12 protein-coding genes are annotated in these 17,871 nt (G+C 40.7%); 6 read left to right on the top strand and 6 right to left on the bottom strand.

All coding sequences use genetic code 11. From position 1 onward, the window contains the following. Positions 1-282 precede the first annotated feature (282 nt). The 6 genes from C4S61_RS06065 to C4S61_RS06035 all read left to right on the top strand — a co-directional run bounded on the left by C4S61_RS06065 (position 283) and on the right by C4S61_RS06035 (position 7,398). Entirely contained in the window at positions 283-1,821 is a 1,539-nt protein-coding gene (locus C4S61_RS06065) for a SulP family inorganic anion transporter (protein WP_103923881.1), read from the top strand. A gap of 93 nt (positions 1,822-1,914) precedes the next feature. Then, positions 1,915-2,964 (top strand): hypothetical protein, encoded by a 1,050-nt coding sequence (locus C4S61_RS06060; RefSeq protein WP_103923880.1) that lies wholly within the window; start codon positions 1,915-1,917, stop codon positions 2,962-2,964. An 81-nt stretch (positions 2,965-3,045) separates the two neighbouring features. Further along, complete coding sequence (locus C4S61_RS06055) at positions 3,046-4,311, top strand: MFS transporter (protein WP_235009822.1); 1,266 nt, start codon at positions 3,046-3,048, stop codon at positions 4,309-4,311. A gap of 485 nt (positions 4,312-4,796) precedes the next feature. Then, positions 4,797-5,123: a hypothetical protein gene (locus C4S61_RS06045; protein ID WP_146064352.1), complete on the top strand. Its 327-nt coding sequence runs from the start codon at positions 4,797-4,799 to the stop codon at positions 5,121-5,123. 722 nt (positions 5,124-5,845) lie between these two features. Next, a complete protein-coding gene (locus C4S61_RS06040; protein WP_103923950.1) occupies positions 5,846-7,225 on the top strand; it encodes a Fic family protein in 1,380 nt (459 codons plus the stop codon). Continuing rightward, positions 7,201-7,398: a hypothetical protein gene (locus tag C4S61_RS06035; protein WP_146064351.1), complete on the top strand. Its 198-nt coding sequence runs from the start codon at positions 7,201-7,203 to the stop codon at positions 7,396-7,398. Before C4S61_RS06040 ends, C4S61_RS06035 begins: the two co-directional genes overlap by 25 nt. A 187-nt stretch (positions 7,399-7,585) precedes the next feature. Here C4S61_RS06035 and C4S61_RS06030 read toward each other — a convergent pair whose 3' ends face one another. The 6 genes from C4S61_RS06030 to C4S61_RS06005 form a co-directional block, all read right to left on the bottom strand. After that, positions 7,586-9,160: a bifunctional metallophosphatase/5'-nucleotidase gene (locus tag C4S61_RS06030; RefSeq protein WP_200820545.1), complete on the bottom strand. Its 1,575-nt coding sequence runs from the start codon at positions 9,158-9,160 to the stop codon at positions 7,586-7,588. A 658-nt stretch (positions 9,161-9,818) separates the two neighbouring features. Then, positions 9,819-10,427 carry a TlpA family protein disulfide reductase gene (locus C4S61_RS06025; protein WP_103923875.1) on the bottom strand — a complete coding sequence of 203 codons (609 nt, stop codon included), beginning with the start codon at positions 10,425-10,427 and terminating at the stop codon, positions 9,819-9,821. A gap of 45 nt (positions 10,428-10,472) precedes the next feature. Continuing rightward, on the bottom strand, positions 10,473-11,900 hold the full coding sequence (locus C4S61_RS06020) for a bifunctional metallophosphatase/5'-nucleotidase (protein WP_103923874.1): 1,428 nt from the start codon (positions 11,898-11,900) through the stop codon (positions 10,473-10,475). A 260-nt stretch (positions 11,901-12,160) separates the two neighbouring features. Then, positions 12,161-13,141, bottom strand: a complete 981-nt coding sequence (locus tag C4S61_RS06015; protein ID WP_200820544.1) for an efflux RND transporter periplasmic adaptor subunit — start codon at positions 13,139-13,141, stop codon at positions 12,161-12,163. Positions 13,142-13,275: 134 nt separating this feature from the next. Then, complete coding sequence (locus C4S61_RS06010; RefSeq protein ID WP_103923872.1) at positions 13,276-16,446, bottom strand: efflux RND transporter permease subunit; 3,171 nt, start codon at positions 16,444-16,446, stop codon at positions 13,276-13,278. A gap of 9 nt (positions 16,447-16,455) precedes the next feature. Then, positions 16,456-17,841, bottom strand: a complete 1,386-nt coding sequence (locus tag C4S61_RS06005) for a TolC family protein (protein WP_103923871.1) — start codon at positions 17,839-17,841, stop codon at positions 16,456-16,458. Positions 17,842-17,871 lie beyond the last annotated feature (30 nt).

Below are 17,871 nucleotides of genomic sequence, written 5' to 3'. Positions count from 1 at the left end.
TGAGAATATTTTAGTGTTTTCCGAAATCGATTGAATTAATAAAAATGCTCGAAAAATCTATATTCGGAATCAAATTGGGATAGAAAGTGAAATTTAGAATATTGTTTTGTTTTCTGTAAAATATTACCTTCGCATCGCAATGTAAATTTTCAGGTCATCTTTCGCAAAAACGGTAATTTTTAGGGATTCTTCCCCGCGAGGAGCCTCATTTTCTTTACGCTTGGGCATTGCAAACTCTGTTTGATTCTAAGTGAAATTTATTTAACACCCTCCCAATACTTTATGAAGAAATACTTCAACCTATTTGATTTTACCCAACGCGTTGATTACAAAACCGAAGTACTTTCAGGTATTACAGTGGCCCTTGCCTTGATTCCCGAGGCTGTGGCTTTTGCTTTGATTGCCGGCCTTTCTCCCCTTACCGGATTGTATGCCTCATTTGTGGTGGGTTTAGTTACCTCCATCTTTGGCGGAAGACCTGGAATGATCTCTGGTGCCACCGGAGCTATTGCAGTTATTATCATTACCCTTGCACTATCCCATGGAGTTGAGTATGTATTTGCTACCGTAGTTTTGGCGGGTTTAATACAATTGGCAGCAGGGTCTCTAAAGCTCGGGAAGTTCATTCGCTTGGTTCCTCATCCCGTGATTTTTGGATTTGTCAATGGCCTGGCCATCATCATCTTCATGTCCCAGCTTGACCAATTCAAGGGTAGTGATGGCAATTGGTTACAAGGAGCCGCACTTTATATTCTTATTGGATTGGTAGTATTGACCATGTTGATCATTTGGGGTTTGCCCAAACTAACCAAAGCCGTTCCAGCTTCGTTGGTCGCTATTGTTGTTGTTTTTGGAATAGTGGTCGGAGTTGGTTTAGACACCAAAACAGTCGGTGACATTGCAAGTATCAAGGGGGGCTTCCCTCCCTTTCATATTCCTGCAGTACCCTTCAATTTAGAAACCTTGATGCTCATATTACCTTATTCGGCTATCATGGCTGGGGTGGGATTGATTGAGTCACTTTTAACCTTGAATATCATTGACGAAATCACTGAAACCCGTGGACGAAGTAACAAAGAAGCTATTGCACAAGGAATGGCCAACTTGACCTCTGGATTTTTCTCAGGGATGGGAGGATGTGCCATGTTGGGTCAGAGTTTGATTAACGTGTCCTCAGGTGCCCGAGCAAGACTATCCGGAATTGTTGCTTCCGTAATGTTATTAGTGTTTATCATATTCGGATCCAGCCTGATCGAACAAGTACCCATGGCCGCATTGACGGGTTTGATGATTATGGTGGCCATAGGCACCTTCGAGTGGGCAAGTATAAAGACCATCACAAAAATGCCAAAAAAGGACATTTTCCTGATGTTTTTGGTGACCGTCGTAACCGCTGTGCTGCACAATTTGGCCTTGGCTGTTTTGATCGGGGTGATTTTGGCAGCATTGTTCTTTGCTTGGGACAATGCCAAAAGAATCCGTGCCCGCAAGTATGTGGACGAGAATGGAGTAAAGCATTATGAAATGTATGGTCCACTTTTCTTTGGTTCGGTGACCGCATTTGCTGAAAAATTTGAAGTGCTGGACGATCCAAATGAGGTGATCATTGATTTTGCTGAAAGCCGTGTGGTGGATATGTCCGCTATTGAAGCGCTCAACAAAATCACGGAACGATATCATAAAGTGGGTAAAAAAGTTCAATTGAAGCATCTTAGTCCGGATTGTAGAAAGCTACTTGCCAAAGCAGATGAAATTATTATAGTGAATATCATGCAAGACCCTACCTACAAAGTCTTATCAGACAATCTATCCAGCTTCTAAAAAATATAACCTAAACCTGTTGTAGGCGTCCGGTTCGGGAATAGGTACCGGGCTGGACGCTTTTTTTTTCTAACCTTATAACCCAAATTTCAAATGCAACAAAATTCAACTGAAACCAGCGCTGAACTGACGGAAAAAGAGTTGAAAGTAATTTTCACCTCTATCAATCCCATCTTTAGTTTGATTGAACCTTTGAAAAATCTTGAAATCCAAGCGGAATGGATTCCCCTAGTCAAAAGCAGTGAAGCAGGAGAAGATTCATTCACTTTCTCTAGTCTCAAATCAACGTTCGATGCAGCCCAAGAGCAAGAGGCTGATCTAGTAATTGCTGTAGATTTAGATTCAAATCTTTTTTCGATTGGAGTCCGGAAGTTTGCCAAATCTAATTTTCTCCTGCTCAACATCCACCAGCTTACCGTATTGCTGAGCAGTATTTTATTGGAAAATCACTCTGATTTTGACTTATATCGGTCCATTTTAATCACTTCCGCCGCTGATAAGCTCTTTGAAAAACGAAACTTAGGCATCAAAATCCTTTCTGAGATAAAATCACCTATTGCTGAGATTCCTGAATACGATAACATACCCGATGGATCTTTGATTGTATCTGACCAACAGGAACTTGAACTGAAAGGACAGCGAGACAGCATGAGCTACCTGCTAAGCCGAATTATAGATGAAGCCAAAAAGGAGGCAAACCGTGATCGAACACTTTTCGAAAAATTGATTGAGATCTATCAAACAATTGGATATCAGCGGGAAAAACTACTTTCAGTGTCCACAGAAGGGGCTAACCAAAAGCAGTTTTTTAAGAAGATATTTGAAAAATTCCGCAAAAAACCTCCTGTAAATCTCGGATTCGCTGATCTGGTAGCAGTCGAAGATCTACAAAACGGTTCACTTAAAAACCTTCTCAGCGGAAGAATCGTGGCTTCTCGCCTTCCTTTCACCCAAGGCCTTCAAGTTTACCTCACCAACCAAATCCGTTTCCTGATGCTTCTCAAAGGGGACAAAGTCTTTTTCTTTTTCACTTCTGAAGGGAGAACCATAAGCGCGGAAGAAATCGGAAAAATAAATCAAACGTATGATCAACAAGTGGTGAAGTTGCTCAGCGAAATCAATCGCTTAGGATTAGTGGATTAGGAAATCGAGGCATCAGGTCATCAAAGTCCTCGCGCTTATCCTTACTTTTATCGGAAAATTCTTTGCCTTGAAAATATCCCAATGAACTATCTACAATTTGTCAGGAGAAATAGCATCATGGTGGTATTTGGTATCATGATGACCACCCTGTCCAGTTTTGGGCAGACATTTTTACTGGCACTTTACGTCCCTTTTTTAATCGCAGATTTTGATTTATCCAATAGTTCTATATCTACATTTTACGGCATTGCCACAATTTTCAGTGCTTCTATCCTGCCCAAGGTTGGCAAATTAATAGACACCATACCCATCAGGCAGTTTACTTTAGCCACAACTGTTCTTTTTGTAGTTTCTTTACTTATTTTTTCGTTTGCAACAGCATGGTGGGTAATCCCCATTTCCTTTCTGGGACTTCGACTCGCCGGCCAGGGACTTTACTCCCATATTTCCATCACAGCGATGTCTCGTTATTTTGACATCAATCGTGGCAAAGCGATCAGTTTAGCCTCCTTGGGTCATCCCTTAGGGCAAGCAATCCTCCCTGCGATTATTTTGGTGGTTATTGGATGGGTGGGGTGGCGCGAATCACTTTGGATCAATGCCGGTGTAGTCACTTTTGTAGTGTTTGTTTTCACCTTATTCTTTTTGAAAGAGAACATCCTTAAGCCAGAAGGAGAGGAAACTGCAGAATTGGTAAAATCAGAATCCAAAGAAAAGCCCATTCGTCAACGGGATATCATGCGTTCCAAGGAATTTTGGCTATTGGCACCCAATGTCTTCTTTATTCCTTTTGCCATTACTGGCCTTTTTTTCTACCAGATTGCTATCGTTGATTTTAAAGGCTGGTCAGATGGTATTGTGGCCGCTGGACTTTCCATTTATGCTATAGCCGGTGCTTTAAGCACTCTTATGGCAGGACCATTGATCGATAAGTATCGGGCCAAAGCTTTCTTTCCATGGTATTTGATTCCTTTCTTTTTTGCTATCCTAGGACTCTGGTTGATCCCAAACGTATGGTCCATGTTTGTCTACATGTTATTAATGGGACTCTCGGTAGGTTTTGGATCAGCTATTTTGGCAGCGCTACAGGTGGAATTTTTCGGTAAAAAGTACATAGGCTCAGTAAGAAGTCTATTCACCTCCATGATGGTGCTCAGCTCAGCAGTGGGGCCAGCTCTTTATGGGATCATTTTGGATGCCGGATGGGGATGGGAGGTAGTACTACCTGTCAATTTGGCTATTTTATTACCCATAATTCTTCAATCTTTCCGGGCAATGCCACGCTTCACTCGGGCCAAATGGAAGTTTAAGTATAAGAGAATAAAGGCAAGGTGGAACAATCAATAAACCCAATTAATTCTATGTTATGAAGAAGCTATTTTGTGCCATTTTAGCTTTTAAAGTGGATCGCATGCAAGCAGCGAAATCCAGCTTATAATTGTCTTTACCTGAGTTTTACCTTCAATTGCTCCCTGGGGAGCGGTATGTCGGAAATCCCGAATTACAACTGGTTGTTCAAATTCAGCTCTTTTAAAATTTTTCAAATTTGCTCGGTGATAGCCCAGATTAAAGAAATAATTACATCCTCATCTGAAGGCTTAGGAATAGAACAACTCCTTAGATTGCTCCCATTTCATATTGAAAAGAGAGCACTTCAAAGACGACTAAAAAGCCTCAGAGAAAAGAATCTGATTCTAATAAAAGGAGAAGCTCGATCCACAAAGTATTATACAAATGTCCCTGAACAAACTCAGGAATCTGGAAAGATAAAATCAGAAGAGGACAGACAATCGACCATTCCCCTTTCATAAGCAGGCAAAGACGTTTGGGCCTTGATCTCACGTCCTGTTGCACAACGAAAACCTGTCGGAAACGAACGAGGTTTCTTGGAAAATTACCGTCCTAACATCGACAGCTTTCTCACTAAAGAAGAAAAACCAAAACTGGCAGAATGGGGAAATACCAGGAACGAAGAACAGCCAGCCGGAACCTATGCCAGAGAAATAGTAAATCGCCTTTTGATCGACCTATCTTGGAATTCGAGCAGAATGGAAGGGAACACTTATTCGCTTTTGGATACAGAGCTGTTAATCCATAACGGAAAAAACCCCTCGAACAAGTCTCCGATGGAAACCCCTAAAAAAGTTGTGCTGTATTGAAGCAAACATAAAAAAGGGATTGTAAATCATTGATTTATAATCCATTAATTTATTATTATAGTAGCGGGAACAGGACTATTTTAAAATACTGGTTATTAATAGGTTATGACTTATAGAGGACAAATAGGGGGACAGGTTCATTTTGAGGCAACAATTTCAAATTCATTTGAATTGGTTTTAATCTACAACCTAAAATTATCAATAAAATCACGATTTATAAGCCAATTAAGTCATTCGAGATTTGAATAATTTTTTCTTTTTGCCGTAAAGATTCTGATTTTAAAAGAATTTCAGCTACTGAGATCAGAAATCGAATTTTTGTGACTCTGGAATTTAGCCATGCCCAATCCATTTGAGTGATTTCGAATTTCAACCCTCGAACAATTCGTACCGTGCGATATGTACGAGCCGTTCGAGGTGTACGAATTCTGGATTGCTTTTTCTTTTTGCTGTTTGAACCTCTTTCTTGGAGAAGAAAAGCACCACTCGATTACTTTGCACTTCAACTATCAAATTGTGCACATAGCGTGTGCACAATCAAAACTTAGTAATTAAACTCAGCTACAATTCTTCAAAACGACTCGACAAAAGCGGAGAAATAGAGAATCGACATTCTTACCAAAGAATGACGCGATTTAAATATTGCGTCAATTATCGTGACACAATTCTTTTTATTACGTGATTTTTATGATATTATTGTCGCGATACAAATGGGATTGAAGATGAAAAATCGAGATGAGCTACAACTGATTAAAGAAATAATTGCATCATCATCTGATGGCTTAGGAATAGAACAACTCCTTAGGTTGCTCCCATTTAAAATTGAAAAGAGAGCGCTTCAAAGACGACTAAAAAGCCTTAGAGAAAAGAATCTGATTCTAATAAAAGGAGAAGCTCGATCCACAAAGTATTATACAAATGTCCCTGAACAAACTCAAGATTCTGGAAGAATAAAATCAGAAGAGGAGCGACAATCGACCATTCCCCTTTCACAAGATGGCAAAGACATTTGGGCCTTGGTCAAACGTCCTGTAGCACAAAGGAAACCTGTCGGATACGAACGAAGTTTCTTGGAAAATTACCGTCCCAACATCGACAGCTTTCTCAGCAAAGAAGAAAAACAAAAACTGGCTGAATGGGGAAATACTAGGAATGGAGAACAGCCAGCCGGGACCTATGCCAGAGAAATATTAAATCGCCTTTTAATCGACCTTTCTTGGAATTCAAGCAGACTGGAAGGCAACACCTATTCCCTCTTGGATACGGAACTGCTTATCCATAACGGAAAAACCCCCTCGAACAAGTCTCCGATGGAAACCCAGATGATTCTCAACCACAAGGAGGCTATCGAGTTTTTGGTAGAATCGTCTGATGAGGTGGGCTTCAATCGCTATACTTTTCTCAATCTCCATGCCCTGCTTTCAAACAACCTGTTGCCAAATCCGGCTGCATCCGGCAGGCTTAGAACATTTGGCGTGGGAATCACCAATTCCGTATTTACTCCGTTGGGAATTCCGCAACTCATCGAAGAATCTTTTGACCTAATACTGGCAAAGGCAAGCCAGATCAAAAATCCATTTGAACAAGCTTTTTTTGTATTGGTTCAGCTTCCCTATCTCCAACCATTTGATGATGTCAATAAGCGAGTATCCAGATTGGCTGCCAATATTCCGTTAAATAGATACAACCTTGCTCCTCTTTCATTTATAGATGTACCGGAAGAAAGCTATATCAAAGGAATGCTTGGCATTTATGAATTAAACCGAATCGAATTATTCAAGGATGTTTTTCTGTGGGCATATGAGCGATCCGCTATGCGCTATGCCGCCATCCGACAATCTTTGGGTGAACCTGATCCATTTCGTATGAAATACCGGGAAGAAATACGTGGGATCGTCTGCCTAATCGTCAGCAATGCAATGGATAAAGAAGCAGCATCCGAAGCAATAAAATCTGAAGTCAAAAAATTACCAGAACCAGACCAATCTAGGTTCACTGAAGTAGTAGAAACCGAACTCCTCGGACTTCATGAAGGAAATTTTGTTCGCTATCGAATTAGACCCTCCGAATTTTCTGCTTGGAAAAAGAAATGGGATTCTTAGAAAGCATAAAAAACTTGCCAAATCCCCGAATCTCTGTTAAATATCATGCATTCAATTGGCCAGAATTAGAAAAATCTCAGGTGAAAAATCAAAAAAGAGGACAAAATGAGGGACAAATTGGAGGACAATTTGAATCAAACAAAATCAATTTGAATTTACAAACCGCAATATAGAGGGTATAAAACACAAAAGTTGACCGTAAAACGATCAACTATTTATTGAGTATCTGGAACAGGACTATTTTAACTATCTGTTTTTCAATTATTTACAAATCAAAGGGGATAAAAAAAAAGGGCAAATAAAAGTGACCACTCCTGTAATAAAGGTTTTTAAGCCCGATTTAATGCCGGGTTCTCTCTTTTAGTCCTTGATTATTTTAACTTCTCCCATATTCTTAGGAGAAGTTATTCGGCCCAACGCACGGAATTTTTCCAGTGTGAACTCATTTAGCTGGATTTCCATCTTCTCTGTATTTTTTCCATTTCCCAACTCATTATATCGATGGAGACCTTTAAGCATTCCGGTGTGCGTAACAATTTTATAATCCTTCTTCAACTCCAGTTCCTCTCTGTTCACTTTTACATTACTAATCCTGCTACCTGCAGGTTTAGTGTAATCTAAGGAGTAGCTCACTCCACTACTTTGAAGCAGGCCTCCCACCACTTCATATTTATCACCTGGTCTTTGATTAGTGGCCGTTTGCTCCAGAGTAGCTTTTACCTGCTCTCCTGTGAGTATAAGAGTTGCTACTTTTGGTGGATGAGGAAAAAGCCGGTAAAGATTTTCCGGTGTAATTTCTCCCAGCAGGGAGACCCCGTATCCCACTCCCGGCAAAAAGGAAATGTTTGCATCATATTCTTCACGAAGCAAATTGCCTACAAGTTTCTCAAAGGGACTTTCACTTTTATATTGTCTGTCAATTACCTCTGTTGCCGTTGCTATTTTCTCCTCCAGATAATCCTTGTGTGGTGCACGTAGGTTTTCAATGAGGGATTCCATTTCCGGATCCTTTTTGTAGTCGCTCACCCACAATAAATGATGTTGCGCCTTTACACCTGCGAGTTGGTTATTCCTAATTTGTAATTCAACTTCACCCAACGCCGCAGCATCTGACAGAGCCTGAACTATATAGGTGTTGTTTATTTTCTCAGGTTTTGAGATCAGGTCATGGCTGTGCCCGCCTATGATGAGGTCTATGTCGCTGAATTCTTCAGCGGTTAACCTGTCAATAGCAGTGCCCTGGTGGGAAAGCAATACAATTATATCTGCTTTCTCCTTAAGCTCCGGTAAATATTCGCGTATTACCTCATTGCCACGACGAAATTTAAGGTCTCCCATATTATCGATGTTGCCGGTAAGGTTTGTATTGTGATAGGCCAATGAAAGAATTCCAATCCTTGTTCCTCCAATTTCCCTAATAAGGTATGGATTATTGAAAATGCTTTTTCCGGTTCGGATGTCTGTTATATTGGCTGCGCCAAAAGGAAATCCCGCAATTTTCATCAGCTCTTCCGTGCGTTCTCTGCCATAATCAAAATCATGATTTCCAAGGGATAAATAGTCATATCCCAGTTGTTTCATCATAGTAATTACCGCTTCCCCTTCTGTTAAATTCCCCAGTAGATCGTCACTAAAGGTGTCTCCGGCATCCAGCAATAAAACATTGCCGTCACCCTTGGCATTTCTGAGTTCCTTCACAGCAGTAGCCAATACTGCAAAACCTCCGATTTCAGCCTCTCTTTCAAAGGTAATAAGAGTATCCCTCTCCGGATCACCGGTCTGAGAGGTTGCACTACCCAAAGTGGTTTTAAATGGCATATAATTCCCGTGAATGTCGTTTGTATGCAGGATGAAGATAGATTGTGTTTCTCCGGTTTTAGGAGAGGTGATTGTTGTTCCGCTTCCGCAGGAAGTAATAACAGAAAGGATCATCATTAAATTTAAAATTCTTTTTATATTACTAGTTTTCATTTTACAGTAAATTTTAAACCTTTTTTAAATTACTTCTCATTATTAAAAGGCTTCTAATTATTTTTAAATTTACCAATCTTTTGAATTGTTTTTCTCTATTTCTGGGACTGAAATTCAGTTCACCGTATGAGATTCTGTTCCCTGATTTAAAAATTAAACAAATTCTCCAATATTCAGTCATAACTCTTTGAGGCGGCTAACAATTCTCCGTTTTCACCAATTAAATTTGCATTCAGCTTTTTGATGATTATATCGAGTTTTTGCTTTCCGATAATCTTTTTTACTTTCTTGACCTTACCAGAAACACACCATTATCTTTAGGCAATTCCGTTTTTTGCATTTGCATAAAGGACTGCAACCCAATATTCCTACATCGACCTTAAAAGCACTTCAGGGTCACTCCAAACATTGGCCTCCATTTCACGACAATTGACACATCCGTTGACCGATGGTTTATCCTGTTATTTTACACAGGCCAAGGCTGCTTTGAAATCAAAGAATCCCTGAATTCCATGGGGGAGGTCTAGGGATCTCCATATTTTGGATTTGCAGAGGATTCTGAAATACCGATGCGATCGGAACCAAAATAGATTTTTATTTCCCTTCCTTGAAAGCCTATTGGTTATTTTAAATCCAGAAGAAATTCTTTGAAATCTTTAGTATCATAATCCCCCATTCCCAAATGGGTTAGGGCAATTTTTTCGTTTGCGTCAATAACATACGTGGTTGGAATGCTTTGTGAGCTGTACATTTGAGGCATTTGTCCGTCAACACTGTATACTTCAAAGTCGTACCCTTTATTTTTATTAAAGTCGATCGCTTTTTGAAAATTCTGATCTACTGAAAGCATTATAAAAACAACGTCTTCTTTATTGACATCATTGTAAAGCTTATTAATTCCGGGCATTTCGGCGATACAGGGAGGACACCAGGTAGCCCATATATTCATGAAAATTACCTTTCCCCGGAATTTTTCCATGCTTACTTTTTCACCTTTAGAATTGATAAGGTTCATACTAAAATCCGCCTTTGGATTTGAATTAATAGTCGCAACCTCGGCTGTAGCTGATTCTGCTTTCTGTTCCAGATCGGGATTCATGATTCCGGTTACCAGAAGCCCCCGTTGCATAAATCCTATTACTTCAGTATGTAATCCTGTGGCAAAAAGCGTCAATATTATGGCGCCAATTACACTGTATTCTATAAGGCTCTTTTTTGTTTTCTTGTTCATGATATAAGTATTTGGTATTTATTGTTTGTAGCCGTTACCCATTTATTACACCAAAGCAAATAAGTTGTCATCATTAACGTCGAATTTTGGGTGTGCCTTCAGAAATTCTGTCATCGCTTCAACGGCCTTGATATCCATTACCTTTCTGTTTTTTCCAATATTTTTTGGAACACCTTGTGAAGTCACAAAACTCACTTTGAAAATTTCTTTGGGATTGAGCTGCTTTTCGCCAAAATAAATTTCCTGTATACGGTGTCCCACGGGATTTTCTATTCGAAGGTTTATACGTAAACCTGAACACCTTTTAACATATCCGCCCATCTGCTTCATCGGATCAGATGAAAAGGTTCGTTCAAGGTTTTCCTCCAGCATATCAATGATTTCCTGTCCAGTTAAATCTACTGTAGAAACAGGTGGGTTCATTGGAATGATATTGAACAAATCTTCCTCTGTGATATTACCTTTTTCTATAGGTACACCATAGCGCCATCCATTTGAAAAAGAGATTTCAGTACCACTTACATACTTAACAGCATTCAATAACAAATTATCCATAGATGAATTCATGGTATTATACCTATGCAATGTCACTTCAGTACTACCGATCAAGTTATTTTTTACTGATTCAAAAGGTTGTAATATGGTATGGATTATTTTTTCCATTTCTGCATCAGGAGAAATGTGACTCCCTACTTTTAATAATTCGTACTGATGCCCAGTAATTAGTTTGTCCTCTATCTTTAATTTTAAATGACCTAGAAATGACCCGTGGCAACCACATTGAATGACTATTGATTTATTCACCAACACAGGTTCATACAAACGATTGTGTGTATGGGCACTTAAACAAATATCGATACCCGCAACTTTCTTAAGCAGATGCATGTCCTGAGGGAATCCATTGTGAGACAACAAGATGATAATATCAACTTGGTCGTTCTTTAGCTGCTTTATGTATCCAGGTAATTCATCAATTCCATCGGTAATTTTTAGTCCTTCACTAAATTCAGAAGGCGTTGTTTTATCAATAATATTAGAACAAATACCAATCACCCCAATTTTCAGGTTTTCTTTTTGTATTGTTATAAAAGGCTGAAGAAAAAGACTCCCATCCTCATTGTAAACATTTATCCCAAGCATGGGAAAATTTAACTTTGACAACAAGTTTTTTAGCTGTTCTGGCCCGTATGCAAAATCCCAATGACCTACCATGGCATTGAAATAAAGTTCATTTAGCACCGGTATAATCGCCTCACCCTTTGAACTTACTAAGGGTAATGTTCCATGAAAAGTATCTCCTCCATCGAATAATAAAGATGTACTATCTTTTTGTCGAATTCCCTTAATTAGCGTTGAAATTCGGGAATACCCACCCACAGATTCGGTGAATTCATCTCTGTTATTGTAGAACAATTCATTGTGCGGCTCTAAATAACCATGCACATCATTTAGATATATTATATTTAATTCCATTTTATTTTTTATTAAGTTTATTTCTATTTACCATCGTGAACAATTAGCACTTTTTCACGATTTGTATTTACTAAAATTTATACCAATTTTTTTTTAATCTTTTTTAAATTCAAAATTTAAGAAATAAATACTACTCAAATCATCAGAAATAATAATCCAGAATTTTATTTGAATTTATAACATTATAAAAGCCCTCTAAATAATAAGGAATGCCATTATTTAGAGGATTTATTCATCTGGCTCCAATTAACTTGGGATTTTTAGTTAATTATTCCTTCTTTTATTTCTTCCGATGGTTTTAACAGGATATTGTCATTTGGAGAAAGGTTACCAAAGACCTCTGTCAGGCTATCCAACCGTATGCCCTCTTTCACGTCGATACGCTGCATTTTCTTTTCATTCAAAGTCATGATGTAAGTTCCCTTCTGCGTACTAAGTACGCTTTGAGTGGGTACCCAATAGGAAGAGTTTTTGCGTTGTAACTTTAGTTTTACCTGTGCATAATCACCACCCTGCAATTCCCCCAACGGGTTTTTTACATCAAACTCCAAGGTAAGGGAGCGGTCTTGTTGGTCTAGCAATCCCGAAGTGCGGGACAATTCAGCAGAGAATGTTTTTCCCGGTTGCGAACTGACGGTAAAGGTAGCTTGCATGCCTTTTTTTACGGAAGCAGCATGTTTTTCTGGAAGGGATAATGTTAAACGCAACTTATTTCCCTGAGCCATCATAAACAAAGGAAGATTTGCTCCTGTACCTACTAATGCTCCCACAGAAATATTCCGCCGGGTAATCACACCATCAAAAGGCGCTAGGATGCGCAGATATTGCTGGAGCTGTGAAGAGTGGGCAGTACCTGCTTTGGAGGCATTATAAGCGGATTCTGCACTTTCCATTATACTCTTAGCTCTGTCCAGTTCAATAGCTGCCACAGCTCCTTCTGTTTTCGAGGCATCTACCATGCGCTCGTACGCTTGAATCGCATATTGGTAATCGCTAAAAACCTTTTGCTCTGTAGATTTATCGGACAGGTATATCTGATTCATTTCAGGAGCTTCCAATATCGCCAAGAGTTGCCCTTTGCGAACATAATCTCCGCGGTCCACAAGTAACTGCTTTACAAAACCACTTACCCTGGCATGTACTTCTACCTGTTCGAACGGTTTCAGTTCTGCCGGCACTGATATTTCATATTCTGGATTGATGAACTTGACGGGGACTGTAGGATATGTAATAGGCTTCACATCCTTTTTTTGCACCAGTTCATTTTTTTCATCGGGTGAACATGCAGTGAAAAATAATATCAGAACAGTGGCGATTGCCAATAATGACTTATTTCTTAAAATTCGTTGATACATCTTATTTGTTATTTTAAGTTTTATGATATCGTATTTTCTAAATAGTATTTGCTCTCTTCATCATCAGGGTCCAAAGAAGGACTGACATTTTTTGTCTTGGACATCAGGGAAGAAAAGAAATGCGGGAGCAGAAGTAAAATGGTTGCGGTAGATGCAATAAGTCCACCGATAACAGCCCTCCCCAATGGGGCAACCTGCTCCGCACCGTCTCCCAGTCCAATTGCCATTGGTAACATACCGGCAAGCATGGCTGTGGCAGTCATCAATACCGGTCTCAATCTGGACGAAGCTGCCAGCCTTGCAGCATTTGCAGGTTTCAGAGCTAAATTCCTCCGATAAAATTCAGCTTGGTTTACAAGAAGGACAGCGTTCGATACCGAAACCCCAATGGACATGATAATTCCCATGTAAGATTGGAGATTGAGCGTACTACCCGTCAGGAAGAGAATGATGAGACTTCCGGCAAAAACCGCAGGGACCACGGCAAGTATTATCAAGGGTACTTTGAATGATTGGTAGTATGCCGAAAGCATAAGGAATATTGCAATAATAGCGACACCCAAACCAGCCAGAAGGCTGCCCAACGTATCATCCAGAAGCTGCAAGGTCCCCTCGGTCCAAACCGTAGTTCCGCGAGGTGGTTCACCTGCCTCTTTTATTGCATTTTTTACCGCTCGAGAAGCTGTTCCCAGATCCTTGCCATATACGTTGGCTATGACAGTTACATAACGATTCGGGCCTTTACGGTTTACCTGCGCCGGAGCGATTATCCTGCGGATGGTAGCGACATCTTCCAGTACGGGGCGTATGCTTCCTTTTTTCAAAGGCAGAGACCTCAATTTTTCTTCCGAAGACATAATTGACTCTGGTATCTGTACCTGGACCTGGAAGACCAATCCTGACTTGGGATCAACCCACAGGTTTTTGTCTGTAAATCTGGTAGATGAGGTTGCAGTAACAATGCTCCGTGTAATATCCTGCATGGTCAGTCCGAATTGTCCGGCGAGGTCACGGTTTACCTCGATTTCCAAATTTGGATATGCAACGGGTTCGACAATTCGGACATCCCTCAAATAAGGTACATTTTTCAAGTTGGCTTCAATCTTTGATGCATGCGCAAAAGCTCCTAATACTTGACCGGCACCTACTTTAACTTCAATTGGTGTCATGGCTCCCTGTCCCATTATTTTTTCAGTCAGCTCCGTAGGCTCAAAATTGAACTTGGATTCGGGATGATTTTGAGCAATTACTTTTCTGATTTTTTCTTTCAAATCTTCCATTGAGCCACTATAAATCTCTTGATCTACAGACACCTGCAAGACAGCTTCATGCGAAGCATTGGTGAAAAGAAAAATGGCATTGATTGGGGAGCCTGCCGGATGCATACCGACAAAGGCTGAGGTGATGATTATTCCATTTTCAGGAAGCTGCTCTTTAATATCGTCGGTAATTTCCCGAACAAGTTTCTCTGTCACTTCTAGCCTGCTGCCTTGTGGCGCCTGTATCCGTAATTGAAAATCACCACTATTTGAAACCGGCATGACATCCGTACCAACAACGGTTAACAGCAATGCTGATACACCACCGGCAACAACAACATACAGAATGAAAAGGGAAAGCGATTTTTTTGAATACTTACGCATCCTGTAGGAATAATTCACCCTAAACTTTTCAAAGAAAGCCCGTTTCCTTGGTGTGTTGGCGACCTCATGGTGTTTGTTTTTCATCATCCAATTGGCCAGTATCGGTACAAAGGTCTGTGATGCCAGAAAGGAGGCAATCATAGCAAATGCAACTGCCATGGATAAAGGCATGAACATATCTCTTGGGAGGCCGGTCATAACAAAGGCAGGCGTTAAAACGGCAAGGATACAGAACAAGATCAACAGTTTGGGAGTGGAGATTTCAAGCAGAGCATCCACGATGGCCCGATGCTTTCCTTTCCTCATTTCCATATGCTGGTGGATATTTTCTATCGTCACCGTCGCTTCATCTACCAGGATTCCTATCGATAAAGCCAGGCCACTCAATGTCATGATATTGATGGTTTGGCCAAAAAGGTAAAGAACCATAACAGCAGAAAGAACAGCAATCGGGATAGTCAATACGACTATTAAAGCCCCACGGGTATCACCCAAAAACAAGAGTATGATCAGTCCTGTGAAAACGGCACCCAAAATACCCTCATGGATAAGGTTTGAAAGTGACCTTTCGATATAAGTGGACTGATCAAACTCGTATCGGATATTGACATCTTCCGGCAATTGATTTTTCAACATGGGAAGAGCCGATTTAAGGTTCTGCACTGCGTCCAACGTTGAAGCATCTGCCTTTTTGATGATCGGAAGATAAACCGACCGTTTGCCATTAATCAGTGCATATCCGACGGTTTGATCGGCCGCGTCTTCCACACTGGCAACATCCCGGACATACACGGTACGATTGTCACCCGTTTTAATAGGTGTGTTTAAAAATTCTTCAGGGCTCTTTGCTAAGGAGTTTAGTGGAGCCATCAGGTTTTCATCCCCTATTCGAATATTTCCGGCGGGAGAAGGAAGGCTACTCTTCGTAATTGCTACAGTTATTTCCTCGGGACTTAGCCCGTTTGCCTGCATCGCTTCGGGATCAACGTTGATCACAATCGATCGGATATTACCACCGAACGGAGCCGGAGCAGTGATGCCGGGAATCTCTACAAACATCGGCCTTATTCTCGTCAGCACCAGCGTCTGTATTTCATTAACAGACCTCTGATCGCTTTCAAAGATTAGTTGCCCAACGGGAAGTGAACTTCCGTCAAAACGAACAACGATCGGGGGCACGGCTCCGGATGGCAGGAATCCCATTGCCCTTGAAACCGATGTAGAAACTTCACCTGCTGCCTGTGACATATTGGTCCCGGGATAAAAGGTAAGTTTCATCAGGGTTAATCCTTGAATACTTTTAAAATCAATATTCTTTACCCCACCTACAAACAGCAAGACCTTTTGGAACTCGTTGGCCATAAATCCATCCATGTAAGCAGGTGACAATCCTCCATAAGGCATCGCGATGTACATCGCCGGTAATTCCACCTCCGGAAAAATATCTACGTTGATTTTACTTATCGTGCTATAGGAAAAGACAGCTATTGCCAGCACCACCACCATTATGGCAATTGGCTTCCTTAATGCAAATCTTATTAAGTTCATACTTAAAAATTAAAGGTTGTTAAAGAGAAAGTCGAAATCGGCGGTCAGTTCCGCCTCGTAAGCCAGGAGCATCCAATATTCACGGGAAGCCTCGATATGATTATTCTCGGCCTGTTCTAATAAGGTGCGTACCTGCAACAACTCACTGAGTGTGATAAGACCACTCTTGTATCGCGCCAGATACATGTTGTAGGCATCCCGCGATTGGTTTACCCCGAGCCTGGTTTTTTGAAGCTGTTCAGATTGTTGGAAGATTTTTACCTGCGATGCAGTCAGGTCGGCTCGCATAGCCTGCTCGTATTGTGAGTACAGCAGTTTTTCACTTTCAGCTTCTTTAAAGAGCTCTTCTCCTTTGAAATAGTTGGTGCGAAGGCTGGTAATATTCCAAGTGATACCGATACCCACGAGAAAATTATTGGTGTTATTATTAAAACCGTCTTTCCATGCTCCCGATTCGGTCCCATTGGGGTTGATTCCTGTCCCTCTGTAGGCATAACCACCCAGCAAATTCATAGATGGCAATGATGCTCTTTTCTGAGCCTCACCGCTTAATTCATAGAATTGGGCCTGTTTTTCCAGCGCGCTGAGTATAGGATGCGAAGGATCAACAGTGTTATCGGTATTTAAATGATTTCTTTCCGGATTACTGAAACGGTAGGCGGATGCGGTATAATTGACCGTATCTCCGCCAAATAACTCCAATAATTTAATAAACGAGGCTTCCTTATATCCCTTCCATTTATCATTCTCACCCATTGATTGGATATAGGAAGAGGACGCGAGTAAACTATCCGCAGCCGGTTTTAGGCCGGATGCCGACAACCCGGAAGTGGTTTTGCGAATATCATCGAGACGTTGTACGTTCGTTTCCGACCAGTTCAGCTTGGCATCATTATATAAAAGAGAAATGTAACGTTCTGATAATAACTTTTTAAGGTTAAGTAGGTAAGCATCCTTTTCACTCATGGATTTACCGGATAAGGCATTCGCGGCCTCATTTTCCTTGCGAAGTCTGCCGAAGGAAAATAGCTCCCACTCGATTGTAGCGGAACCGAAACTGTTGGCTGCCATATTGCTCCCGTTTAGGGAATTTCCAGAACCGCTTACATTGAAGAAACCTGGTTGCGGGAAAAATGCTCCTGCACTTCCTTCGTATGTACCATAGGTAGTTTGTGCCTGTGCTTTTAGCTGGGGAAGCATTCCGCTTTTTACAGCCCGCTCATTGAGCTTTGCTGCTTCAACAGCTGAATTTTTTACCCCGACACCGGGATATTTCTCTTCTACTTTTGGCCACAAATTGCCTAAAGTATTCTCTTTTGGTTGCTGCCCATACAATGGGAACGAGACAGCAATGGCAAAGCACATGACTGTGATTGCTATAATATGTTTGATCATCCTACTATAGAATTTTTGATAGATCGGAAA

The organism is Algoriphagus boritolerans DSM 17298 = JCM 18970, from assembly GCF_900108085.1.
In the GTDB taxonomy this organism is placed as follows: domain Bacteria; phylum Bacteroidota; class Bacteroidia; order Cytophagales; family Cyclobacteriaceae; genus Algoriphagus; species Algoriphagus boritolerans.
Note: the sequence above shows the minus strand (reverse complement) of the source record. Positions and strands in the feature narration are given on the sequence as shown.